The sequence below is a fragment of the Mangrovibacter yixingensis genome (assembly GCF_020523985.1).
Taxonomy (GTDB): domain Bacteria; phylum Pseudomonadota; class Gammaproteobacteria; order Enterobacterales; family Enterobacteriaceae; genus Mangrovibacter; species Mangrovibacter yixingensis.
On the sequence record NZ_JAIVKM010000001.1, the window covers coordinates 309,070 to 331,637 of the forward strand.

Consider the following 22,568-nt stretch of genomic DNA (forward strand, 5'->3'; position numbering starts at 1 on the left):
TATTTATTCCTCGGCGCCCTTGTGAGAGGTTTCCGTGTCGCCCATGTCCATGCCCTGCATGCCTTCATGATGCATTACTGCACCTTCAGCTTGCGTCATGTGCTCACCGTGGGACATGTACTGATTAACCACATCGGCGAACAGATTAGGTTTCACGCTGGAGAAGTACTCGACACTGTTGTATTCGCTGGGTTGTGCCAGCTTTTTGTACGTTGCCATGTCATCCATTGTCAGCGATGACTGTTTAACTTTGGCAACCCACTGGTCGAAACCGGTTTCGTCAGGCGTCGCAATCGCTTTAAACTTCATCCCAGAGAATCCCTTACCGCTGTAGCTGGAAGAGATACCATCGTAAGTACCGGGTTCATTTGCGATCAGGTTCAGTTTGGTTTGCATGCCTGGCATGGTGTACAACTGGCTGCCCAAACGTGGAATAAAGAACGAGTTCATCACATCTTCAGAGGTAAGCTTGAATTCAACAGGGCGATGTGCCGGGAAGGCAATCTCGTTGACTGTCGCAATACCTTGTTCCGGATAGATGAAGAACCATTTCCAGTTCATTGAGACAACTTCAATTTTCAGCGGTTTTTGATCGCTGGCAATTGGGCGGCTTGGCTCAAGTGAATGGGTGGTTTTCCAGGTCAGTACGGCAAGGAAAAGGATGATAAGAATGGGGATAGTCCAAACGACTGCCTCAATCTTATTTGAGTGTGCCCAGTTGGGCGAGTACTTAGCATCCTTGTTCGATGCCCGGTATTTCCAGGCAAAGCCAATTGCCATTGCGATGGCCGGAATAACAACAATCAACATCAGCCCCAGGGCTGTCAGTATCAATGAACGTTGTTCCAGGCCAATCTGTCCTTTAGGGTTGAGAAGTGCCGAGTCACATCCACTGAGTAATACAGTGGCTGTAACTAATGACAGCATTCCCAGACTTTTATTGTATTTCCTGAGTCTCATTTAACGACCTCAATTCCACGGGATCTGGTGGCGCTTAAAGTGTGCTGGCATTTTACGGGATGGTTACATTACTGTAAACATGATTGGTTTGGTGTCAGTAAGGTGTTACCGGGTTCTGCTGTTCATGTCACATATGTTGCTAAGTGTGACAAGGCCAGTAAAAGGCGGCTAAATGGCACCTGTTATAACCTAAACAGATCATGCGCCTGTTGCTGTAAGGGTAAATGGTATAACCAATTTAAAAAATAAACAACTGATTAACATCCATAAGACAAATTATAGACATTAAGAAAGCTTAATATTAAAGAAAAGATAGCTAAATCGTTAAACTGTAAATATGAAAAGCGTAGAGCATTAATTTATTTCTGTCGATTCAGCACAAATTAACAATATAGTTTTGTGGAAGGCTGATGCAAAAATAAACATATTTGTTACAGCACGTAATTATATGCTGAAATAATACCAGCCAGTTAATCATTAGAATTGATATTGAGTATTAAATAAGGCTTGATTTACGCAATGCCAACATATCCAGAAGGGCTCCGCCCAACAACCCGGCAACCATCAATATTGCTCCCCATTCGGACAGATGCGCAGCAGGTAAAAATGCCAGGTAACCATAAGCCTGCATCCCCAGTAAACCCAACCCGGTAAGCAACATCACACAACCCAGCAACAGCGCTTTAAGTGCGATGGCATACGCCACGGGGAAAAACTCGCGGGGGAGAAACTGTTCTGTCTGTTGAGTATGTTCCAGTGTTTTCTTACACACTAACAACAGTGCAATGCCGGGTAAGGCTGCGAAAATAGAGAACAGATAGAATGTCGGCCAACTGTACAATTCAACAAACCATCCCGCCAGTGGCCCGACATACACACGGCCAACAGCCGAGAGTGCAGAGAGCAGTGCAAACTGAGTGGCTGAGAAAGACTTGTTACACAAGGTCATTAGCAGTGCAACAAAAGCGGAGGTACCCATACCGCCACATAAGTTTTCAAAAAAGACTGCAGCACCCATGGTATAGATGTGCTTGTCTGTGACAGAAAGCAACCAGTAACCCGCGTTGGATGCCCCTTGCAGGATGCCGAAAATTAACAACGCACGGAATAATGTTAATCTCTGCATCAGTACTCCGCCCAGCAAAGCACCAACGATGGTTGCAAACAAGCCAAGGGTTTTATTTACCAGGCCAACATCACCGGCATCAAACCCAACGCCACGAATCAAAAAAGTGGTTGTCAGGCTCATGGCAAAAGCATCGCCCAGCTTGTAGAGCACAATTAACAGCAAAATAAGCCATGCGTTATTACGGCCAAAAAAATCTTTCAGTGGGAGCAAAACGGCCTGCTCAAGCGAGCGGGGAACAGGGATAGTATCTTTAGGCTCTGGTGCCAGCAGCGTGGCGATAATGCAGGGAACCAGGATGGCCGCCATCAACCAATACATAGCATGCCAACCCAGCCATTTGTCTGCCAGCCATAAAGCCAGCCCACCCGATACCAACATCGCCAGGCGGTAGCCTAATACACTGATTGCCGCACCTGTGCCACGCTCATCTGCCGGAAGTACATCAGTTTTCCAGGCATCAAACACGATGTCTTGCGATGCAGAGCAGAAAGCAATTAAGACCGCCAGCGCAGCCATCCAGCGTAGTTGGCTGCCCGGGTCAAGAAACCCCATTGCGGCGATTCCAAGAGCCAGAAAAATTTGTGTGATAACCAGCCAGCCACGCCTGCGCCCTAAAAACGGTGGAGTATAACGGTCCATAACGGGTGACCAGAGAAACTTAAATACATAAGCCTGGCCAACAAGAGAGAAAAAACCGATAGTTTTGAGATCAATACCTTCAACCGTCATCCAGGCTTGAAGCGTGCCTGAGGTGAGTGCGAGTGGCAGTCCTGAAGCAAACCCCAGAATCAGCAAGATAGCAGAACGGGGCTGTTGAAATATCCGTAAATATTGCGTGGGCATGGCTTACTCATCAGCCAGTCTGCCTGAGCAAACTGGCTGTAATTGGTGTTTAGTGAGCGTTCTGTTTGATGAACTCATTAATGCTGGTGTCTTGCGCCATATCAGAGATAGTGTCGCTCAACACGCTGTTGACAGCATTTGCGATATTTTTGTTGCTGGCCTGCAGAGCACCTTCTACGGAATAACTAGAACGGTAGGTGCGAGTCATCTTATTGCCATTTTTTGCGGTAGCAATAATAGAAACATCGGCAGAGGTGGCAATTTTATAACGCAGGTTACCTTGTGAAACATCGGCATACAGTTTGTTTACGATGATTTGTAAGTCAACAGCGCCGTTCGGGCCAATCATATAACCGCGTGCAGTCATTTGTTTTTCAAGAACTTCTTGCAGCAAGAACCGCAGGTCACGGGAGGCGGTCAGCGTGACAAGTTGATTATCACGATTGATTCGCGCCAGTGCCTGGTCCGGACGTTGGTCAGCACCATTAATGCTGATGGTAATACCCATCAGGCTCGGATCCTGGGAAGGAAGTGTAATTTTCGGGGCAACATCAATGGTGTTAGGCGGCGTGGCGCAACCTGCGAGGACAAACATCACCATTAACGGGAAAAAGAGTTTTTTTAACATGATTATTCTCTCAAGTACCATTTTCTATCCAAAAAAGTCCCCGCCATCATAACATTGCTGAGGATGGGAGGAAGCGGGGCAGCAGGGAAAATTGTTTTATCTGCTGCTTCGGCCTTTTTCCCCGTATTAAAGAAGAAAAAAACAGAGGTTCGCGCAACAAAACCCCGGCTATTAGACCTGTTGTCTGCTTTCAGGGCAATCAGACTTAAGGGAAAATTTTATTGCCATCTACTTCGCTAACAGGTAAAAGCGGCTAACATTTAAAGGGACGGGCAACCAATTGTTGTCGGGGAGAACTTACTATGATGCGCGCGCAGATTGAAGCTAAATTACGGGCGGCGTTTGACCCTGTATTTCTTGATATTATTGATGAAAGTTACCGTCACAATGTGCCGGCGGGCTCAGAGAGCCACTTTAAGGTAGTGCTGGTGAGTGAGGCGTTTTCCGCTGAGCGCATGTTAGCGCGTCACCGCAAGGTCTATGCTGTGCTGGCCGATGAACTGGCAGGCCAGGTGCATGCACTGGCATTGCATACTTACTCTGCTTCAGAATGGGAAAACCTGCAGGATACGGTTTTACCTTCTCCTCCTTGCCGTGGGGCGGGCACATTGGCCTGATAGGGTTATTGTCAATAATGGCGGTTATCCGGTATGGTGATAGCCGGCTTCCAACAAACGGCCTGCGGGCCGTTTATTTTTGCTGGCTTCGGTACGGCTATCAATAGAAGAACAATTTCTTCTCTTGCTTCTCTTTATCTGGGTTCAGTAAACAGAAATCATTAAAATGATTTTTAGGGTGCACAAGCCCGACTTGCGGTGTTTGCCAGTTGCCACGAGTCTGAAACGGCCTACAGGCCGTTTTCTTTTGCCTGTTTATCAGAGAAATTTGGGTAAACGGCTGGACGGATGTCGAGAATGTGAATCAGTGCGGTTATCCGGTGGTTGCGGTTCTCGACTCCCTCAGATGATGCCGCTATAATGCTGCGTCTTAATTTTCGGAATGTATTCGGGATGATTCTGGTGACAGGGAGTGCGTTCTGGATACAGAAACCATCCCGGTTCTGTGAAGCGAAATACATTAGGGCTTCCAGAGTTGACCGAGCACTGTGATTTTTTGAGGTAACAAGATGCAAGTTTCAGTAGAAACCACTCAGGGCCTTGGCCGCCGTGTAACTATCACTATCGCTGCGGATAACATCGAGAATGCGGTGAAGAGCGAGCTGGTCAACGTGGCTAAAAAAGTCCGTATTGACGGCTTCCGTAAAGGAAAAGTACCAATGAATATCGTTGCTCAGCGTTATGGCGCATCTGTGCGTCAGGACGTACTGGGTGACCTGATGAGCCGCAACTTCGTTGATGCTATCATCAAAGAAAAAATTAACCCGGCTGGCGCACCGAACTATGTTCCGGGCGAATACAAACTGGGCGAAGACTTCACTTACTCTGTTGAGTTCGAAGTTTACCCGGAAGTTGAACTGCAGGGCATTGAAGCAATCGAAGTTGAAAAACCGGTTGTTGAAGTGACTGACGCTGATGTAGACGCAATGCTGGAAACTCTGCGTAAACAACAGGCTACCTGGAAAGATAAGGATGGTGAAGTGGCTGCTGAAGACCGCGTAACTGTTGATTTCTCCGGTTCTGTTGATGGCGAAGAGTTTGAAGGCGGTAAAGCGACTGATTTCGTTCTGGCTATGGGCCAGGGCCGCATGATCCCTGGCTTTGAAGATGCTCTGGTTGGTCATAAAGCAGGCGAAGAGTTCACTATCGATGTGACTTTCCCGGAAGAATACCACGCTGAAAACCTGAAAGGTAAAGCAGCGAAATTTGCTATCAACCTGAAAAAAGTTGAAGAGCGCGAACTGCCGGAAATGACTCCGGAATTCATCAAACGTTTTGGCGTTGATGATGGTTCTGTTGAAGGTCTGCGCGCTGAAGTGCGTAAAAACATGGAACGCGAACTGAAAGGCGCAGTGCGTAACCGCATTAAGTCTCAGGCTATCGACGGTCTGGTGAAAGCGAATGAAATCGACGTGCCTGCTGCACTGATCGACAGCGAAATCGACGTTCTGCGTCGCCAGGCTGCACAGCGTTTCGGCGGTAACGAAAAACAAGCGCTGGAACTGCCACGTGAACTGTTCGAAGAGCAAGCTAAGCGCCGTGTTGTTGTTGGCCTGCTGTTGGGCGAAGTTATTCGCAGCAACGAGCTGAAAGCTGACGAAGACCGCGTTAAAACGCTGATTGAAGAAATGGCTTCTGCTTACGAAGATCCGTCAGAAGTGATTGAATTCTACGGTAAAAACAAAGAACTGATGGAAAACATGCGTAACGTTGCTCTGGAAGAACAGGCTGTTGAAACTGTTCTGGCAAAAGCCAAAGTTAGCGATAAAGCTGTTTCCTTCAATGATTTGATGAACCAGCAGGCGTAATACTGCTGGCACATCTGTCAGTATTAAAGCCCGTCTCCAGTTGGTGGCGGGCTTTTTTTTGTCAGTGCGAAACGTGCGTAATCCTGTTTTCAGTGGTAGCGTAACGCTGAAAGATTGTTATGCTTGAAAATAAATGGGGCTGGCCCCATCTCTTATGGGTAACTGTTGGAATACTGGTTGATAATCCGTCTGTAAAAAGCCTTTGGGTCGCCGGACATAGTCATACAAGGTGTGCTCAAGTAAAATCAGTACGACCTGTCAGTTCTAACAATGAAAAAGGAGACGGAAAATGTCATACAGTGGCGAAAAAGAACAATTTGCACCCCATATGGCGTTAGTGCCGATGGTTGTTGAACAAACATCACGTGGTGAACGTTCTTACGATATTTACTCCCGTCTGCTTAAGGAACGAGTTATCTTCCTGACGGGTCAGGTTGAAGACCACATGGCGAACCTGATTGTGGCGCAGATGTTGTTCCTGGAAGCAGAAAACCCGGAAAAAGACATTTATTTGTATATTAATTCACCTGGTGGCGTAATCACTGCCGGGATGTCTATTTACGACACCATGAAATTTATTAAACCTGATGTCAGCACCATTTGTATGGGCCAGGCGGCTTCAATGGGGGCATTTTTGCTGACAGCAGGTACTAAAGGTAAGCGTTTCTGTTTGCCAAATTCCAGAGTCATGATTCACCAACCGCTGGGCGGTTATCAGGGCCAGGCAACGGATATTGAAATCCACGCCCGTGAAATCCTGAAAGTGAAAGCCCGGATGAACGAGCTGATGGCTGAACATACAGGCAAACCGCTGGAGGAAATTGAGCGTGATACAGAGCGCGATCGTTTCCTCTCTGCACCAGAAGCGGTAGAGTACGGTTTAGTCGACTCAATATTAACTCACCGTAATTAACGCCCAGGAGTGGCCGAGCCGCTATACTGTAATAAGTATTCATAGTGGCTCAGCCCGTGTAGCCAGCTGCGCCTGAGAGTGGCAACTGCGTCGTCGTGTGCGGCACAAAGTAACAGAAAAGAGGTTTTACTGATGACAGATAAGCGCAAAGACGGTTCAGGCAAATTGCTGTACTGCTCTTTTTGCGGCAAAAGCCAGCATGAAGTGCGTAAGCTGATTGCCGGGCCGTCAGTGTATATCTGCGATGAGTGCGTCGATTTATGTAACGACATTATTCGCGAAGAAATTAAAGAAGTGGCTCCGCATCGCGAGCGTAGTGCGCTGCCCACACCCCATGAGATTCGTGGTCACCTTGACGATTACGTCATCGGCCAGGAACCGGCTAAAAAGGTGTTGTCTGTAGCGGTGTATAACCACTACAAACGTCTGCGTAACGGTGATTCCAGCAATGGTGTTGAACTGGGTAAAAGTAACATTTTGCTTATCGGGCCTACCGGTAGTGGTAAGACGTTATTGGCTGAAACACTGGCTCGCCTGCTGGATGTTCCGTTCACTATGGCTGATGCAACCACATTGACTGAAGCCGGTTATGTGGGCGAAGACGTTGAAAACATTATCCAGAAACTGCTGCAAAAATGTGACTACGATGTGCAGAAAGCACAGCGTGGCATAGTCTATATCGATGAAATCGATAAGATTTCTCGTAAGTCTGATAACCCGTCCATCACTCGAGATGTGTCAGGTGAAGGTGTGCAGCAAGCATTGTTGAAACTGATTGAAGGCACGGTTGCCGCTGTTCCTCCTCAGGGCGGTCGCAAGCACCCACAGCAGGAGTTTCTGCAGGTTGATACCTCGAAAATTCTGTTTATCTGTGGCGGTGCATTTGCAGGCCTTGATAAAGTTATTGCCAACCGTGTTGAGACAGGTTCCGGTATTGGCTTTGGCGCGACGGTAAAAGGTAAATCGCAGAAAGCCAGTGAAAGCCAGCTGTTGGGGCAGGTTGAACCAGAAGATTTGATTAAGTTTGGTTTGATCCCGGAATTTATTGGTCGTTTGCCAGTTGTCGCAACGTTGAGTGAATTGAGCGAAGAGGCGTTGATCCAAATCCTCAAAGAGCCCAAAAATGCGCTTACCAAACAATACCAGGCGTTGTTTAACCTGGAAGGCGTTGAACTGGAGTTCCGTGATGATGCGCTGGATGCGATTGCGAAAAAAGCAATGCAGCGTAAAACCGGTGCTCGTGGCCTGCGCTCTATTGTCGAAGCCGCACTGCTCGATACCATGTATGACTTACCTTCTATGGACGATGTCGAGAAAGTGGTGATTGATGAGTCTGTTATTGCGGGGCAGTCAGAACCGCTGCTGATTTATGGCAAACCAGAAGCACAACAAGCATCTGGTGAATAATTAATCATTTGTCAACAAGCAGTTACCAAAAAATGGGGGATTTAATCCCCCATTTATTTTTCCTGCCTGCCTACCGTTGAATGTCCGGGAATTATCCCCATATACTGTTTTACTTGTTGGTGATGCCGTGAAGAGGGTTCACGAGCGCCTCATCACCTGGCGGAAACAATCGCCTGTATCATGGTGGTATGAACAGGTTAAAACTAAGAGAGAGCTCTATGAATCCTGAGCGTTCTGAACGCATAGAAATCCCCGTATTGCCATTGCGCGATGTGGTGGTCTATCCGCATATGGTTATTCCGTTATTTGTCGGACGGGAAAAGTCTATCCGCTGCCTGGAAGCGGCGATGGATAACGACAAGAAAATCATGCTGGTGGCGCAGAAAGAAGCCTCGACGGATGAGCCTGGTATAAGTGACCTTTTCACTGTCGGCACTGTGGCTTCTATTCTGCAGATGCTCAAACTGCCGGATGGTACGGTAAAAGTGCTGGTCGAAGGGTTGCAGCGCGCCCGGATCACTACGCTCTCTGATAACGGCGAACATTTTATTGCTCAGGCTGAATACCTTGAGTCGCCAGTTATTGAAGAGCGTGAACAAGAAGTTCTGGTTCGTACCGCCATCAATCAGTTTGAAGGCTATATCAAACTGAACAAAAAAATCCCGCCGGAAGTGCTGACTTCATTGAATAGCATTGATGACCCGGCTCGTCTGGCTGACACCATTGCTGCGCATATGCCGTTGAAACTGGCAGATAAGCAGTCCGTGCTTGAGATGTCCGATGTTAACGAACGTCTCGAATACCTGATGGCGATGATGGAATCGGAAATTGACCTGTTACAGGTTGAGAAACGTATCCGTAACCGTGTCAAAAAGCAGATGGAGAAAAGCCAGCGCGAGTACTATTTGAATGAGCAAATGAAAGCCATTCAGAAAGAACTGGGCGAAATGGATGATGCGCCGGATGAAACCGAGGCGCTGAAACGCAAAATCGAAGCGGCAAAAATGCCGAAAGAAGCGCGTGAAAAAGCGGAAGCTGAGCTGCAGAAATTGAAAATGATGTCGCCGATGTCTGCTGAAGCGACCGTCGTTCGCGGTTACATCGACTGGATGGTGCAGGTTCCGTGGAATTCACGCAGCAAAGTGAAAAAAGATTTGCGCCAGGCTCAGGAAATTCTGGATACCGATCACTATGGTCTGGAGCGGGTTAAAGACCGTATTCTTGAGTATCTTGCTGTTCAGAGCCGCGTAAACAAAATTAAAGGGCCAATCCTTTGTCTGGTTGGGCCGCCAGGGGTTGGTAAAACCTCTCTGGGGCAATCCATCGCTAAAGCTACCGGACGTAAATACGTTCGTATGGCGTTAGGTGGGGTTCGCGATGAAGCTGAAATTCGCGGGCATCGCCGGACATACATTGGTTCAATGCCGGGCAAACTGATTCAGAAAATGGCGAAAGTGGGGGTCAAAAACCCGCTGTTCCTGTTGGATGAAATCGACAAAATGTCTTCTGACATGCGCGGTGATCCGGCTTCAGCATTGCTGGAAGTTCTGGATCCGGAACAGAATATCGCATTCAACGACCATTATTTGGAAGTGGATTACGATCTGTCTGACGTGATGTTTGTTGCCACTTCCAACTCAATGAACATTCCGGCACCGTTGCTGGACCGTATGGAAGTGATTCGTCTTTCTGGTTACACCGAAGATGAAAAACTGAATATTGCCAAACAGCATCTGTTACCGAAACAGGTTGAGCGTAACGCGCTGAAGAAAACTGAAATCAAGGTTGATGACAGTGCGATTGTCGGCATTATCCGTTATTACACCCGTGAAGCGGGCGTGCGTGGTCTGGAGCGTGAAATCTCCAAGCTGTGCCGTAAAGCAGTGAAACAACTGCTACTGGACAAGTCATTGAAGAAAATTGAAATCAATGGCGACAACCTGAAGGATTTCCTCGGGGTTCAGCGTTTTGACTACGGGCGTGCCGATAACGAAAACCGTGTTGGTCAGGTAACAGGTCTGGCATGGACAGAAGTCGGTGGTGATTTACTGACCATTGAAACTGCATGTGTCCCTGGTAAAGGTAAACTGACCTATACCGGTTCGTTGGGTGAAGTGATGCAGGAGTCCATCCAGGCCGCGTTAACTGTCGTGCGTGCACGGGCTGAAAAGCTGGGTATCAATAGCGATTTCTACGAGAAACGCGATATCCACGTACACGTTCCTGAAGGGGCGACGCCAAAAGATGGCCCAAGTGCAGGCATCGCGATGTGTACCGCGCTGGTATCCTGCCTGACTGGTAACCCGGTGCGTGCTGATGTCGCTATGACCGGTGAAATTACCCTGCGCGGTTTGGTGCTGCCAATTGGTGGCTTGAAAGAGAAGTTGCTGGCAGCTCACCGTGGTGGTATTAAAACGGTGCTTATCCCGGATGAAAACAAACGGGATCTGGAAGAGATTCCGGACAACATTCTGGCTGATCTGGATATTCATCCGGTGAAACGCATTGAAGAAGTCCTGACTCTGGCTTTGCAAAACTCTCCGTATGGGATGGAAGTCGTCAGCGCAAAATAGTGACCTGACGCAAAGAGTACCAGGAAAAACAGGGCTGGCAGGTGAATTGTCACTTGCCAGCCTTTTTTCGTCTGGCTACTTTAGACGCTGGCTGGGGAAATGCCCTTCTCCTGACCAAATAAACATCGAGTTGGGAGTTGTAAGGGCATGGCAGGCCTGATATAACTGCTTCGCGGTCGTACTTCGAAGGATTCAGGTGCGATACAAAAAAAATAAACAGAGGAAGAGAAGAGTGAATAAATCTCAACTGATCGACAAAATTGCCGCAAATGCTGATATTTCCAAAGCTGCGGCTGGACGTGCATTAGACGCTTTGATTGCTTCCGTTACTGAATCCCTGCAATCTGGGGACGACGTAGCACTGGTTGGCTTTGGTACTTTTGCCGTTCGTGAACGTGCTGCCCGTACGGGTCGTAACCCACAGACAGGTGCAGAAATTACCATTGCTGCTGCAAAAGTTCCGGGTTTCCGTGCAGGTAAGGCGCTGAAAGACGCGGTTAACTGATTAGTACCCCCGTCAGGGCGGGGCGCTGGCAAGTAAACAGCTTAAGGGCGCATCGAAGATGTGCCTTTTTTCTTTTCTGTATGACTTTCTGTGTGATACGGGCTGACAACTGCTCCAGTTTCTTTCACAATACGCTTTCGCGTGTAAGGGCTGTAGGAGAGTAACCATGTTGAACATGCCATTACACCAGGTTTTTGTCACATTACAGCGGAGTGTTGTTACACCATGATGGACACGTTACGTGCGGCATCCAGCAATGTCGTACTCAAGATCATTTTGGGGATAATTATCCTGTCATTCATTTTGACAGGAGTAAGTAGTTACCTCATTGGCGGTAGCAACGATTTTGCCGCAAAAGTTAACGGCCAGAAAATTGACCGTGCACAATTTGAAAATGCGGTAACCGCAGAACGCAGCAGCATGCAACAAAAGCTGGGCGATCAGTATTCCGTACTGGCTTCCAACGCTGGCTATATGCAGGAAATGCGTCAACAAATCCTGCAGCGTCTGATTGACGAAGCACTGATAGACCAGTACGCAAAACATCTGGGCCTGAGCATTAGCGATGACCAGATTAAACAGAATATCTTCAACACCCAGGCTTTCCAGAATAACGGTAAATTCGATAACAATCGTTTTAATACTGTTCTGGCTAACGCCAGGTATACACCAGAACGCTACGCAGAAATTCTGCGCCACCAGCTCACAACTCAACAGTTGATTGATGCGGTAGAAGGCACTGGTTTTATTCTGCCTGGTGAAGAAAATCGCCTGGCTGCACTTGTTTCTCAAAAACGTGTTGTCCGTGAAGCCACTATTGATGTGAAAGCGCTGGCAGAGAAGCAAACTGCACCAGAAGATGCTGTTAAAGCATATTACGACCAGCACCAGTCACTTTACCTCGTTCCGGAACAATTCCGCGTCAGTTATATCAAACTGGATGCCGCGGATATGAAAGCTAACGTGACTGACGCCGATATTCAGGCCTATTACGATGAGCACCGTGCTGAGTTTACTCAACCCCAGCGTGATCGTTACAGTGTGATTCAGACCAAAACGGAAAAAGACGCGCAGGACGTGCTGGATGCACTGAAAAAGGGTGCTGATTTTGCCGCGTTGGCGAAAGAGAAATCCACGGATATTATTTCTGCCCGTAAAGGCGGTGATATGGGGTGGCTGGAGCTATCAACCACACCGGATGAACTGAAAAATGCCGGGCTGACCGAAAAAGGGCAGTTGTCAGGCGTTATTAAATCTTCTGTAGGTTTCCTGGTTGTTCGCCTCGATGACATTCAGCCTGCAGTACTTAAACCACTGGCAGATGTGCGTGACTCAATCGCGGAAAAAGTGAAAGGCGAAAAAGCGCTGGATGCCTATTATGCACTGCAACAGAAAGTCAGTGATGCAGCCAGTAACGACAACCAGTCTCTGGAAGCAGCAGAGCAGGTTGCCGGTGTTAAAGCGGTAGAAACTGGTTGGTTCTCGCAGGATTCCGTTCCGGCTGAACTGAACTTTAAACCAGTGACCGATGCAATCTTCAACGGTGGCTTGCTGGGGCAGGATGGTGCGCCGGGTAGTAACTCTGACATCATCACTGTAGACGGTGATCGCGCGTTTGTTGTGCGTATCGCGGAGCATAAAGCAGAAAGCACTAAGCCTTTGTCAGAGGTACATGACCAGGTAGTCGCTGCAGTGAAAATGCAGAAAGCCAGTGAACAGGCCCGTATTCAGGCCAGCAAACTGCTTACTGAGTTAAAAGCCGGTAAAGGCGACGATGCCATGAAAGCGGCGGGCCTTACCTTTGGCGAAAAACAAACGCTTACGCGCAGTGGTCAGGACCCGGTTACACGAGCGGCTTTTGAACTGCCGTTACCAGCGAAAGACCAGCCGGTTTATGGCACCAGTAATGATTTGCAGGGCAATGTACTTATTATTGCACTGGATTCTGTAGAAGCTGGTGACATGCCAGAAGCACAAAAATCTGCCATGGCAAGCCAGGTTGCCAATAATAACGCGCAAATTGCGCTGGAATCGCTGCTCAATACATTGCGTAAGGAAGCGAAAATCAAAGTCAGTGATATTGTGCAACAGCAGCAATAACAAACCTGATCGCATCCTTTTGCAATAAATTGCAACAGACAAGGGCCGCTTTCGCGGCCCTTTCCATTTCTATAATTCACCGTTTGTTCTCCAGTTTTGTTCAGTTTACTGTTCACAGGCTGTTAAAACACAAGGAGAAACGGCATGAAGACCAGTTTTAAATCTGTAGCTTTGGTTCTGGCTTTGGGTATGGGCATTGGGATATCGCCCGCCTGGGCACAGCCTGAATCATCTGTTCAGGCTGCGGCCAGCGCAGCAGAAAAAGTCAGTATTAACCAGGCCAGCGCTCAGGAGTTAGCCAGTGCCATGAGCGGTATTGGCCTGAAAAAAGCGCAGGCAATTATTGAATGGCGTGAACAGTACGGAGCCTTTTCCTCACTTGACGAACTGAGTGATGTGCCGGGTATTGGCCATTCACTGGTTGAACGGAATATCGAACGCATCACATTGTGAATGTTGCATAACTGTTAATTTTTGCCACAATAATGAGGTCATACCAGTTGGTGTGACCTCATTACTCATAACAACATACAAGGCATACAGGCTATGGCTATGCAGACTGAAATCACTGTTCGTGGGTTCCATTTGGATGTTTACCAGCATGTGAATAATGCGCGTTATTTAGAGTTCCTCGAAGAAGCCCGCTGGGCCGCCCTGGAAGAAGAAGAAAGCTTCCGCTGGATGAGTGCACAAAATATTGCCTTTGTCGTCGTCAATATCAATATCAACTACCGGCGTCCGGCTTTGCTGGGGGAGCGTTTACTGGTGACCAGCGCACTTAAACAACTCAACGGGAAGAGTGGTGTACTAAGCCAGGTTATTACACTCCAGCCTGGGGGAGAAGTGGTGGCGGATGCACTGATTACATTTGTATGTGTCGATTTGAAGAGCCAGAAAGCGCTGCCAGTAGAAGGTGAGTTAAAAGAGAAACTGATGCAGATGATTGGTTAAACCCACACTGGCATGCCTTAGCGTGCCAGTTGGATTAGCGGCTTTAGCGCAGCCCTGTTTTTTGCTTCATTTCTGCCATGACGGCGGTTTTATCGGCCAGGTAGTGTTTCAGGCCATTGGCACGCAGGTGACAGGATGCGCACTCGCCGCAACCATCTCCCTTAATGCCGTTATAGCAGGTTAGTGTTTCAGCGCGAATTAAATCGAGTTTTCCCCAGTAATCAGCCAAAGCCCAGGTCTGCGCTTTATCTATCCACATCAATGGTGTTTCAAAGCGAATCTCACTGGCCATGCCGAGGTTAACGGCGTGGTTCAGTGCTTTCACGAACTCATCGCGGCAATCCGGGTAACCGGAGAAATCCGTCTCACATACACCGGTAATAACCGCTTCGGCTTTTACTTGCCAGGCGTAAATCGCGGCCAGGGTTAAAAACAGAATATTGCGCCCAGGAACAAATGTATTGGGGATACCACTGTCATTCGGGTCATAATCAGGAACCGGGATGCTATCACGGGTCAGGCTACTTACCGCCAGTTCATTTAGCAAACCGACATCCAGCACTTTGTGTGCACAGGCCCCCAGTTTCAGTGCCAGTTCACGCGCTATATCAATTTCAGCCCGGTGGCGTTGCCCATAATCAAATGTGACGCAATGCACTTCGTCATACTGGTGTAGTGCCTGAATCAGGCAAGTAGTGGAGTCCTGCCCACCACTGAACACGACAACAGCACGTTTCATAGTAAACCTTGTAATAAATGAGAATAGATGGGGTATGGTAACGCGCCTGCCGCTGGCTCACCAGCTTCATAAGAAGGAAGGTGCGGGTTTGATTCAAATCAAACCCGCACCTGGTTATTTTTTGCTGTTGGGTTGTCTGACTGGCCATGCATCAGCCTGAATGCAGCTAGCCTGTTATTTCAGCAACGCTTGTAAAGCCTGGCGGGATTCGCTCAGGTCGCCAATGTTGGCTGCAACCCATTCAGGGTTGTAGTAACTTTCCAGGTAACGTTCACCGCTGTCACACAGTAAGGTAACAATTGAACCGGTTTGGCCGGCATCACGCATTTGTGTTGCAAGGCTCAGTACACCCCACATATTGGTACCTGTTGACGCGCCCACTTTGCGGCCTAGTACAGTTTCAAGCCACTGCATGGCAACAATTGTGGCACTGTCTGGTACACGCATCATGTCATCAATCACCCCGGGAATAAATGATGGTTCCACGCGCGGGCGTCCAATTCCTTCAATGCGGCTTCCCGTATCACTCCGGCGCTGGTTGTCACCATCTCGCCAGTAGTTCAGAAACACTGAGTTTTCCGGGTCGACAACCATCAGGCGGGTTTTATGCCCCTGATGGCGTAAGTAACGGCCAATGGTTGCTGATGTCCCACCTGTGCCAGCGCTCATGACGATGTACTCAGGTTCGGGGTAAGGTTCGTTTGCCATCTGGCGAAAAATACTGTCAGCAATATTATTGTTACCACGCCAGTCTGTTGCCCGTTCAGCATAAGTGAACTGGTCCATATAATGGCCATTAAGCTCGCGGGCCAGTGTTTCGGATGCATCATAAATTTGACAAGGGCTGTCGACAAAATGGCAGCGGCCACCATAAAACGTAATCTGCTCAATTTTACGCCTGGCCGTACAGCCCGGCATAACGGCAATAAAAGGCAGCCCCAGCAAACGTGCGAAGTAGGCTTCAGAAACAGCAGTAGAACCGGAAGATGCCTCAATAATCGTGGTATCCTCCTTGATCCAGCCATTGCACAGCCCGTACAAAAATAGTGAGCGGGCCAGGCGGTGTTTCAGGCTACCTGTTGGATGGGTGCTCTCATCTTTAAGATAGATATATATGCCCGGAAACGCCGGCAGTGCCAGGCGAATTAAATGAGTATCTGCGGAACGTTGGTAATCTGCATTAATTTCACGAATGGCGTGTGCTACCCAGTTGTTCATAGTTCTTGCCTGTTTGTCAATTTGTGCTCAGCGTACCGTAGCTTGCAGGGAAAAAAGTTGCTATTTTGCCTGTCATGTTGACCATTAAGAGAAAATATTTCTCTTTGAGGTGGGAATGTTAGATAAAACAGATCGTCATTTGTTAGCGCTATTACAGGAAGACTGCACATGCTCTTTGCAGGCGTTGGCGGATGCCGTTAATCTGACCACAACACCCTGCTGGAAACGGCTGAAACGCCTTGAGGATGAAGGGTATATCCTGGGCAAAGTGGCATTGTTAAACCCAGAACTTTTGGGGCTGAACCTCACGGCATTTGTGCTGATAAAAACGCAGAATCACAGTAGTGAATGGTATAACCAGTTTGTCAGTGTTGTTTCTGCCATGACTGAGGTGTTGGGTTTTTGGCGCATGGCCGGTGAATACGATTACTTGTTGCGCGTACAGGTGGCGGATATGAAGCGGTTTGATGATTTTTATAAGCGTTTGGTCAACAATGTGCCGGGTCTGAGCGATGTCACTTCGAGTTTTGCCATGGAGCAGATAAAATACACCACATCATTGCCACTGTAGGCACACGTTCATTATTTGATTCATTTCACACAATAAACTGGCTTATGACAGGCCAGTCTCAGGACTCGTAGCTGTGCGATTATTTGCTCAACTTCATTGGTATTTCCGCCGGGAATGGCGCCGTTATTTGGGTGCGGTGACGCTGCTCATTATGATTGCAATTTTGCAACTCGCTCCGCCTAAGCTGGTGGGTATTATTGTTGATGGTGTCACGCTGGAACATTTTACTCTCAGCAAATTACTGTTGTGGATTGGGGCGATGGCCGCTATCGCTGTCGTGGTGTATTTACTGCGTTATGTCTGGCGGGTGCTGTTATTTGGCGCATCTTACCGGCTGGCGGTTGAGTTACGTGCGGATTTTTACCGCCAGTTGAGCCGCCAGAGTCCGGCATTTTACTTGCGCCACCGTACAGGTGACTTGATGGCTCGAGCAACCAATGATGTTGACCGGGTGGTGTTTGCAGCCGGAGAAGGGGTGTTGACCCTGGTTGATTCACTGGTGATGGGCTGTGCTGTATTAGTGGTGATGTGTACTCAAATTAGCTGGCAGTTGACTCTACTGGCGTTACTGCCAATGCCTGTGATGGCGCTGGTTATCAAGCGCTATGGTGAACAGTTACACCAACGCTTCAAACTGGCTCAGGCCGCATTTTCCTCCCTCAATGATCGGACACAAGAAAGCCTGACCAGCATCCGCATGATTAAAGCTTTCGGCCTTGAAGACCGCCAGTCTGCCTTGTTTGCTGAAGATGCCAGGGATACGGGGGAGAAAAATATGCGGGTTGCGACTGTGGATGCTCGCTTTGATCCAACCATTTATGTCGCTATCGCAACAGCGAATATGCTTGCCATTGGCGGGGGAGCATGGATGGTCAGCCAGGGCATGTTGACACTTGGGCAACTGACAAGTTTTGCGATGTACCTGGGGCTGATGATTTGGCCAATGCTGGCGCTTGCCTGGATGTTCAATATTGTTGAGCGTGGCAGTGCTGCCTATAGCCGTATTCGTGATTTGCTGGCGGAAAAACCTGTTGTAGAAGATGGCTCGCAGGTGTTACCCACAGGGCCGGGAAAACTGGTCTGCCAGATCAATTCGTTTACCTGGCCGGGGAGCCAGCATCCCCAATTGCATCAAGTGGATTTTACTCTGGCCCCGGGGCAAATTCTGGGGTTATGTGGCCCAACCGGTGGCGGTAAAAGTACGTTGTTGTCGCTGGTGCAACGCCATTTCGACATAGATGACGGTGATATTTCGTTTCACGATATGCCGCTGCGCCAGTTGCAGCTTAGCAGTTGGCACCAACGGTTGGCTGTCGTTAATCAGACACCTTTTTTATTTTCTGACACAGTGGCGAACAATATTTCTCTTGGCAAACCCGGTGCCAGCCAGGCTGAAATTGAGGCGGTTGCGAAGCTCGCCAGTGTTCATGACGATATTCTGCGTCTGCCGCAAGGTTATGCAACCGAAGTAGGCGAGAGAGGGGTGATGCTCTCCGGGGGGCAAAAACAACGTATATCTATTGCGCGCGCACTCTTGCTCAATGCTGAAATCTTGATCCTCGATGATGCGTTATCCGCAGTTGACGGCAGAACTGAGCAACAAATATTGCACAACCTGAGACAATGGGGTTCAGGGCACACGCTGATTATCAGTGCTCACCGTTTATCAGCACTTACTGAAGCCAGTGAAATACTGGTTCTTCAACAAGGGAATGTGGTGCAACGTGGCCGCCACACAGACTTGGCAAACCAGCAGGGCTGGTATCGCGATATGTACCGTTACCAGCAGTTGGAAGCAGCACTGGATGAAGAAGATGAAACCGGGGAGCAGGCCCATGCGTAATCCACAGCAACCCGCATTATGGCCTACTCTGAAACGGCTACTGGCCTATGGCTCACCCTGGCGTAAATCTATTATCAAAGCGGTGATTATGCTGTGGGTGGCTTCGGCGGCGGAAGTGAGTGGCCCGGCCTTAATCAGTTACTTTATTGACCACCTGGTTGCAGAAAAACAATTGCCTCTGGCTATGGTTTGCGGGCTGGCTGCTGCTTATATCCTGTTACAAGCTCTGGCCGCATTGCTGCATTACTCGCAGGCTTTGCTGTTTAACGAAGCCGCTGTTGGGGTTGTGCAACAATTGCGTACTGACGTTATGGATGCTGCGTTGCGCCAGCCAGTGAGTGCATTTGATACCCAACCTGTTGGGCAACTTATTTCTCGTGTCACCAATGACACAGAAGTGATCCGCGATCTGTATGTCACTGTTGTTGCCACGGTATTGCGCAGTGCTGCATTGATTGGTGCGATGCTGGTAGCAATGTTTTCCTTAAATTGGCGTATGGCGCTGGTGGCGGTTGTCATTTTCCCTGCGGTGTTGGTGGTGATGCTGGTTTACCAGCGTCTGAGCACACCTATTGTCCGGCGTGTACGCAGTTATCTGGCTGATATTAATGATGGCTTTAATGAAGCCGTCAACGGTATGGGGGTTATTCAGCAATTTCGCCAGCAGTTGCGCTTTGGTAAAAAACTCGCGGATGCCAGTGAAGCGCATTATGACGCACGTATGCAAACCCTGAAACTCGAGGGTTTTTTACTCCGGCCTTTATTAAGTTTATTTTCCGCGCTGATTCTGTGTGGCCTGCTGTTTCAGTTTGGCTATGCCGGTAATGGTGCAGTAGAAGTTGGGGTGTTGTATGCCTTTATTAGTTATCTTGGGCGGCTGAATGAGCCTTTAATTCAGCTAACAACCCAGCAATCCATGCTACAACAGGCGGTTGTAGCGGGTGAACGCGTGTTTGAGTTAATGGACTGCCAGCAGCAGCGCTATGGTTCGGATACCCGGCCACTGGCATCCGGGCGTGTTGATATCTCTGAACTCTCCTTTGCTTACCGCAACGGCCAGTATGTGCTGCGGGATATCAATCTGCAGGCACCAGCAAAAAGCTTTATTGCCCTGGTGGGGCATACGGGAAGTGGTAAGAGCACTCTGGCAAATTTATTGATGGGTTATTACCCGTTGTCTCAAGGGGAAATTCGCCTTGATGGCCGCCCGTTAGAGAGCCTGAGCCATAGTGTCCTGCGTAAAGGTGTGGCGATGGTGCAGCAAGACCCGGTGGTGATGGCTGAATCGCTATATATGAATGTGACATTGGGGCGTGATGTCAGTGAAGAGCGAGTTTGGCAGGCACTGGAAACTGTGCAACTGGCTGGCCTTGTGCGCTCAATGCCTGAGGGCATTCATACCCAATTAGGGGAGCAGGGGAATACATTGTCGGTCGGGCAAAAACAACTGCTGGCTCTTGCCAGGGTGCTGGTAGATACGCCGGAAATCCTTATTTTGGATGAGGCAACAGCGAATATTGATTCTGGTACCGAACAGGCGATAGGGCATGCACTTAGTGCATTACGCCAGCGGACAACGCTTGTTGTGATTGCTCACCGGCTTTCTACTATTACTCAGGCTGATACCATTCTGGTGTTGCACCGTGGGCAGGCAGTTGAGAGTGGCAGGCATGATGCACTTTTGGCGAAGCGTGGCCGTTACTGGCAAATGTACCAGTTACAACTGGCTGGCGAAGAATTAGCCTCCAGCGGCTACGAAGAGTCTGCGGTTGTGTGATGCACCATTATCTGGCGAACATTTGACCCATTGCACTATTGGTGCAGTGGTTTTTATAAAAACGCACTGTTTTGGTGCGTTTTTGTTTTTCAGGAATGTTCTTGTCGACAACATTATTTCCTGCTTATTCAGTTAACCCGCCTCTCACCTCGTTAAGACGCTGAAAGTTGCAGATTTATACTTTTGGCACGTTGATTGCTTAATAATCCCTGTTCGCTGCGGCACTTACCGATTTCTTACTGGAGGGGATTTATGAAGCTGGTTACCGTGGTAATTAAACCATTCAAACTGGAAGACGTGCGTGAAGCGCTTTCATCGATTGGCATTCAAGGGCTGACAGTGACTGAAGTGAAAGGCTTTGGTCGCCAGAAAGGGCACGCCGAGTTGTACCGCGGGGCAGAATACAGCGTTAACTTTCTCCCGAAAGTGAAAATTGACGTAGCCATCGCTGACGATCAACTCGATGAAGTTATTGATGTAATTAGTAAAGCTGCCTATACAGGCAAAATTGGCGACGGCAAAATTTTCGTTGCTGAATTACAACGTGTTATTCGTATTCGTACGGGCGAAGCCGACGAAGCGGCCCTCTGATTCCTGGCACTGGTGAAAGGGATGGATAAAATGAGTAAATTTGGCATTAAACTTGGCCTCGGGGCGCTGGCATTGTTGCCATCACTTGCAATGGCTGCACCAGCAGTAGCTGATAAAGCAGATAATGCTTTTATGATGATTTGCACCGCACTGGTGCTGTTCATGTCAATTCCTGGGATTGCATTGTTTTACGGTGGCTTGATTCGCTCTAAAAACGTATTGTCTATGCTGACTCAGGTTTCTGTAACTTTCGCACTGGTGTGCGTGCTGTGGGTAGTATATGGCTACACTCTGGCATTCAGTACCGGTAATAATTTCTTCGGTAGCTTTGACTGGACCATGCTGAAAGGCATCAAAATTACCGATCTGATGGGTACTTTCTATCAGTATATCCATGTGTCCTTCCAGGGCTCATTCGCGTGTATCACTGTTGGCCTGATTGTGGGTGCGTTGGCTGAACGTATTCGCTTCTCCGCAGTACTGATCTTTGTTGCGGTGTGGATGACCCTGTCTTATGTGCCTATTGCGCATATGGTATGGGGCGGCGGCCTGCTGGCAAGCCACGGTGCACTGGATTTCGCAGGCGGTACTGTTGTGCATATCAACGCGGCTGTTGCTGGTCTGGTTGGTGCGTACATGATGGGCAAACGCGTTGGCTTCGGCAAAGAAGCATTCAAACCGCATAACCTGCCAATGGTATTCACTGGTACTGCGATTCTGTATGTTGGTTGGTTCGGCTTTAACGCCGGTTCAGCAAGTGCTGCGAACGAAATCGCAGGCCTGGCTTTCCTGAACACCGTTGTTGCAACGGGTGCCGCTATCCTTGCCTGGGTATTCGGTGAGTGGGCGATTCGTGGTAAACCTTCTCTGCTGGGTTCTTGCTCTGGCGCTATCGCAGGCCTGGTTGCTGTGACTCCGGCTTGTGGTTACATCGGTGTTGGTGGCGCGCTTATTGTTGGTATCGCTGCGGGTATCGCTGGCCTGTGGGGTGTTACTGCACTGAAACGTTGGTTGCGTGTTGATGACCCGTGCGATGTGTTCGGTGTTCACGGTGTGTGCGGTATCGTAGGTTGTATCCTGACTGGTATCTTCGCATCCTCTTCACTGGGTGGTGTTGGTTTCGCAGAAGGTGTCACCATGGGCCATCAGCTGATGGTACAGCTGGAAAGCGTGCTGATTACCATTGTCTGGTCTGGTGTTGTTGCCTTCATTGGTTACAAAATTGCCGATATGACTGTTGGCCTGCGTGTTCCGGAAGATCAGGAACGTGAAGGTCTGGATGTTAACAGCCACGGTGAAAATGCTTACAACGCATAATTCTGCTGGTTGCTAAGTGCCAGGGGTAATCGCCCCCGGCATAAAAAGAGAGACTTGTGTCTCTCTTTTTTGCTTTTA

The 22,568-nt window shown here is 48.7% G+C and carries 19 protein-coding genes; 14 read left to right on the plus strand and 5 right to left on the minus strand.

What is annotated here, in order from left to right:
- Positions 1-3: 3 nt before the first annotated feature.
- The 3 genes from cyoA to LC084_RS01490 form a co-directional block, all read right to left on the minus strand.
- Positions 4-960 carry a cytochrome o ubiquinol oxidase subunit II gene (gene cyoA, locus LC084_RS01480; protein ID WP_226568731.1) on the minus strand — a complete coding sequence of 319 codons (957 nt, stop codon included), beginning with the start codon at positions 958-960 and terminating at the stop codon, positions 4-6.
- A gap of 496 nt (positions 961-1,456) precedes the next feature.
- Entirely contained in the window at positions 1,457-2,932 is a 1,476-nt protein-coding gene (gene ampG / locus LC084_RS01485; protein ID WP_226568733.1) for a muropeptide MFS transporter AmpG, read from the minus strand.
- Between the two features lie 49 nt (positions 2,933-2,981).
- The gene (locus LC084_RS01490; RefSeq protein ID WP_226568735.1) at positions 2,982-3,560 is read right to left on the minus strand and encodes a lipoprotein; all 579 of its coding nucleotides are present in this window, start codon (positions 3,558-3,560) and stop codon (positions 2,982-2,984) included.
- A 302-nt stretch (positions 3,561-3,862) separates the two neighbouring features.
- On the opposite strand from LC084_RS01490, the gene bolA reads away from it, so the two are divergent.
- The 9 genes from bolA (at position 3,863) to LC084_RS01535 (ending at position 14,434) form a co-directional block, all read left to right on the plus strand.
- Entirely contained in the window at positions 3,863-4,177 is a 315-nt protein-coding gene (gene bolA / locus LC084_RS01495; RefSeq protein WP_226568737.1) for a transcriptional regulator BolA, read from the plus strand.
- Positions 4,178-4,686: 509 nt separating this feature from the next.
- Positions 4,687-5,985, plus strand: a complete 1,299-nt coding sequence (tig, locus tag LC084_RS01500; protein ID WP_226568739.1) for a trigger factor — start codon at positions 4,687-4,689, stop codon at positions 5,983-5,985.
- 289 nt (positions 5,986-6,274) lie between these two features.
- The gene (gene clpP, locus LC084_RS01505) at positions 6,275-6,898 is read left to right on the plus strand and encodes an ATP-dependent Clp endopeptidase proteolytic subunit ClpP (RefSeq protein WP_064599259.1); all 624 of its coding nucleotides are present in this window, start codon (positions 6,275-6,277) and stop codon (positions 6,896-6,898) included.
- 132 nt (positions 6,899-7,030) lie between these two features.
- A complete protein-coding gene (gene clpX, locus LC084_RS01510) occupies positions 7,031-8,305 on the plus strand; it encodes an ATP-dependent protease ATP-binding subunit ClpX (RefSeq protein ID WP_226568741.1) in 1,275 nt (424 codons plus the stop codon).
- A gap of 218 nt (positions 8,306-8,523) precedes the next feature.
- Positions 8,524-10,878: an endopeptidase La gene (gene lon, locus LC084_RS01515; RefSeq protein ID WP_226568744.1), complete on the plus strand. Its 2,355-nt coding sequence runs from the start codon at positions 8,524-8,526 to the stop codon at positions 10,876-10,878.
- Positions 10,879-11,074: 196 nt separating this feature from the next.
- On the plus strand, positions 11,075-11,383 hold the full coding sequence (gene hupB / locus LC084_RS01520) for a nucleoid-associated protein HU-beta (RefSeq protein ID WP_226568746.1): 309 nt from the start codon (positions 11,075-11,077) through the stop codon (positions 11,381-11,383).
- Between the two features lie 225 nt (positions 11,384-11,608).
- The gene (ppiD, locus tag LC084_RS01525) at positions 11,609-13,483 is read left to right on the plus strand and encodes a peptidylprolyl isomerase (protein WP_226568748.1); all 1,875 of its coding nucleotides are present in this window, start codon (positions 11,609-11,611) and stop codon (positions 13,481-13,483) included.
- Between the two features lie 144 nt (positions 13,484-13,627).
- A complete protein-coding gene (locus tag LC084_RS01530) occupies positions 13,628-13,936 on the plus strand; it encodes a ComEA family DNA-binding protein (RefSeq protein ID WP_226568750.1) in 309 nt (102 codons plus the stop codon).
- Positions 13,937-14,035: 99 nt separating this feature from the next.
- Positions 14,036-14,434, plus strand: a complete 399-nt coding sequence (locus tag LC084_RS01535; RefSeq protein WP_226571104.1) for an acyl-CoA thioesterase — start codon at positions 14,036-14,038, stop codon at positions 14,432-14,434.
- Positions 14,435-14,477: 43 nt separating this feature from the next.
- Here the strand turns inward: LC084_RS01535 and queC are convergent, their stop codons facing one another.
- Positions 14,478-15,173: a 7-cyano-7-deazaguanine synthase QueC gene (queC, locus tag LC084_RS01540; protein ID WP_226568752.1), complete on the minus strand. Its 696-nt coding sequence runs from the start codon at positions 15,171-15,173 to the stop codon at positions 14,478-14,480.
- A 174-nt stretch (positions 15,174-15,347) separates the two neighbouring features.
- Positions 15,348-16,391, minus strand: coding sequence for a PLP-dependent cysteine synthase family protein (locus LC084_RS01545; RefSeq protein WP_226568754.1), 1,044 nt, complete (start codon positions 16,389-16,391; stop codon positions 15,348-15,350).
- Between the two features lie 115 nt (positions 16,392-16,506).
- Between LC084_RS01545 and LC084_RS01550 the strand changes: the two genes are divergently transcribed.
- The 5 genes from LC084_RS01550 to amtB all read left to right on the plus strand — a co-directional run bounded on the left by LC084_RS01550 (position 16,507) and on the right by amtB (position 22,490).
- Positions 16,507-16,962: an Lrp/AsnC family transcriptional regulator gene (locus LC084_RS01550; RefSeq protein WP_226568756.1), complete on the plus strand. Its 456-nt coding sequence runs from the start codon at positions 16,507-16,509 to the stop codon at positions 16,960-16,962.
- 73 nt (positions 16,963-17,035) lie between these two features.
- Positions 17,036-18,805, plus strand: coding sequence for a SmdA family multidrug ABC transporter permease/ATP-binding protein (locus LC084_RS01555; protein ID WP_226568758.1), 1,770 nt, complete (start codon positions 17,036-17,038; stop codon positions 18,803-18,805).
- The gene (locus LC084_RS01560) at positions 18,798-20,582 is read left to right on the plus strand and encodes a SmdB family multidrug efflux ABC transporter permease/ATP-binding protein (protein ID WP_226568760.1); all 1,785 of its coding nucleotides are present in this window, start codon (positions 18,798-18,800) and stop codon (positions 20,580-20,582) included. Before LC084_RS01555 ends, LC084_RS01560 begins: the two co-directional genes overlap by 8 nt.
- 252 nt (positions 20,583-20,834) lie before the next feature.
- Positions 20,835-21,173 carry a P-II family nitrogen regulator gene (gene glnK / locus LC084_RS01565; RefSeq protein WP_002891893.1) on the plus strand — a complete coding sequence of 113 codons (339 nt, stop codon included), beginning with the start codon at positions 20,835-20,837 and terminating at the stop codon, positions 21,171-21,173.
- A 30-nt stretch (positions 21,174-21,203) separates the two neighbouring features.
- Complete coding sequence (gene amtB / locus LC084_RS01570) at positions 21,204-22,490, plus strand: ammonium transporter AmtB (RefSeq protein WP_036110803.1); 1,287 nt, start codon at positions 21,204-21,206, stop codon at positions 22,488-22,490.
- The last annotated feature ends 78 nt before the right edge of the window (positions 22,491-22,568 follow it).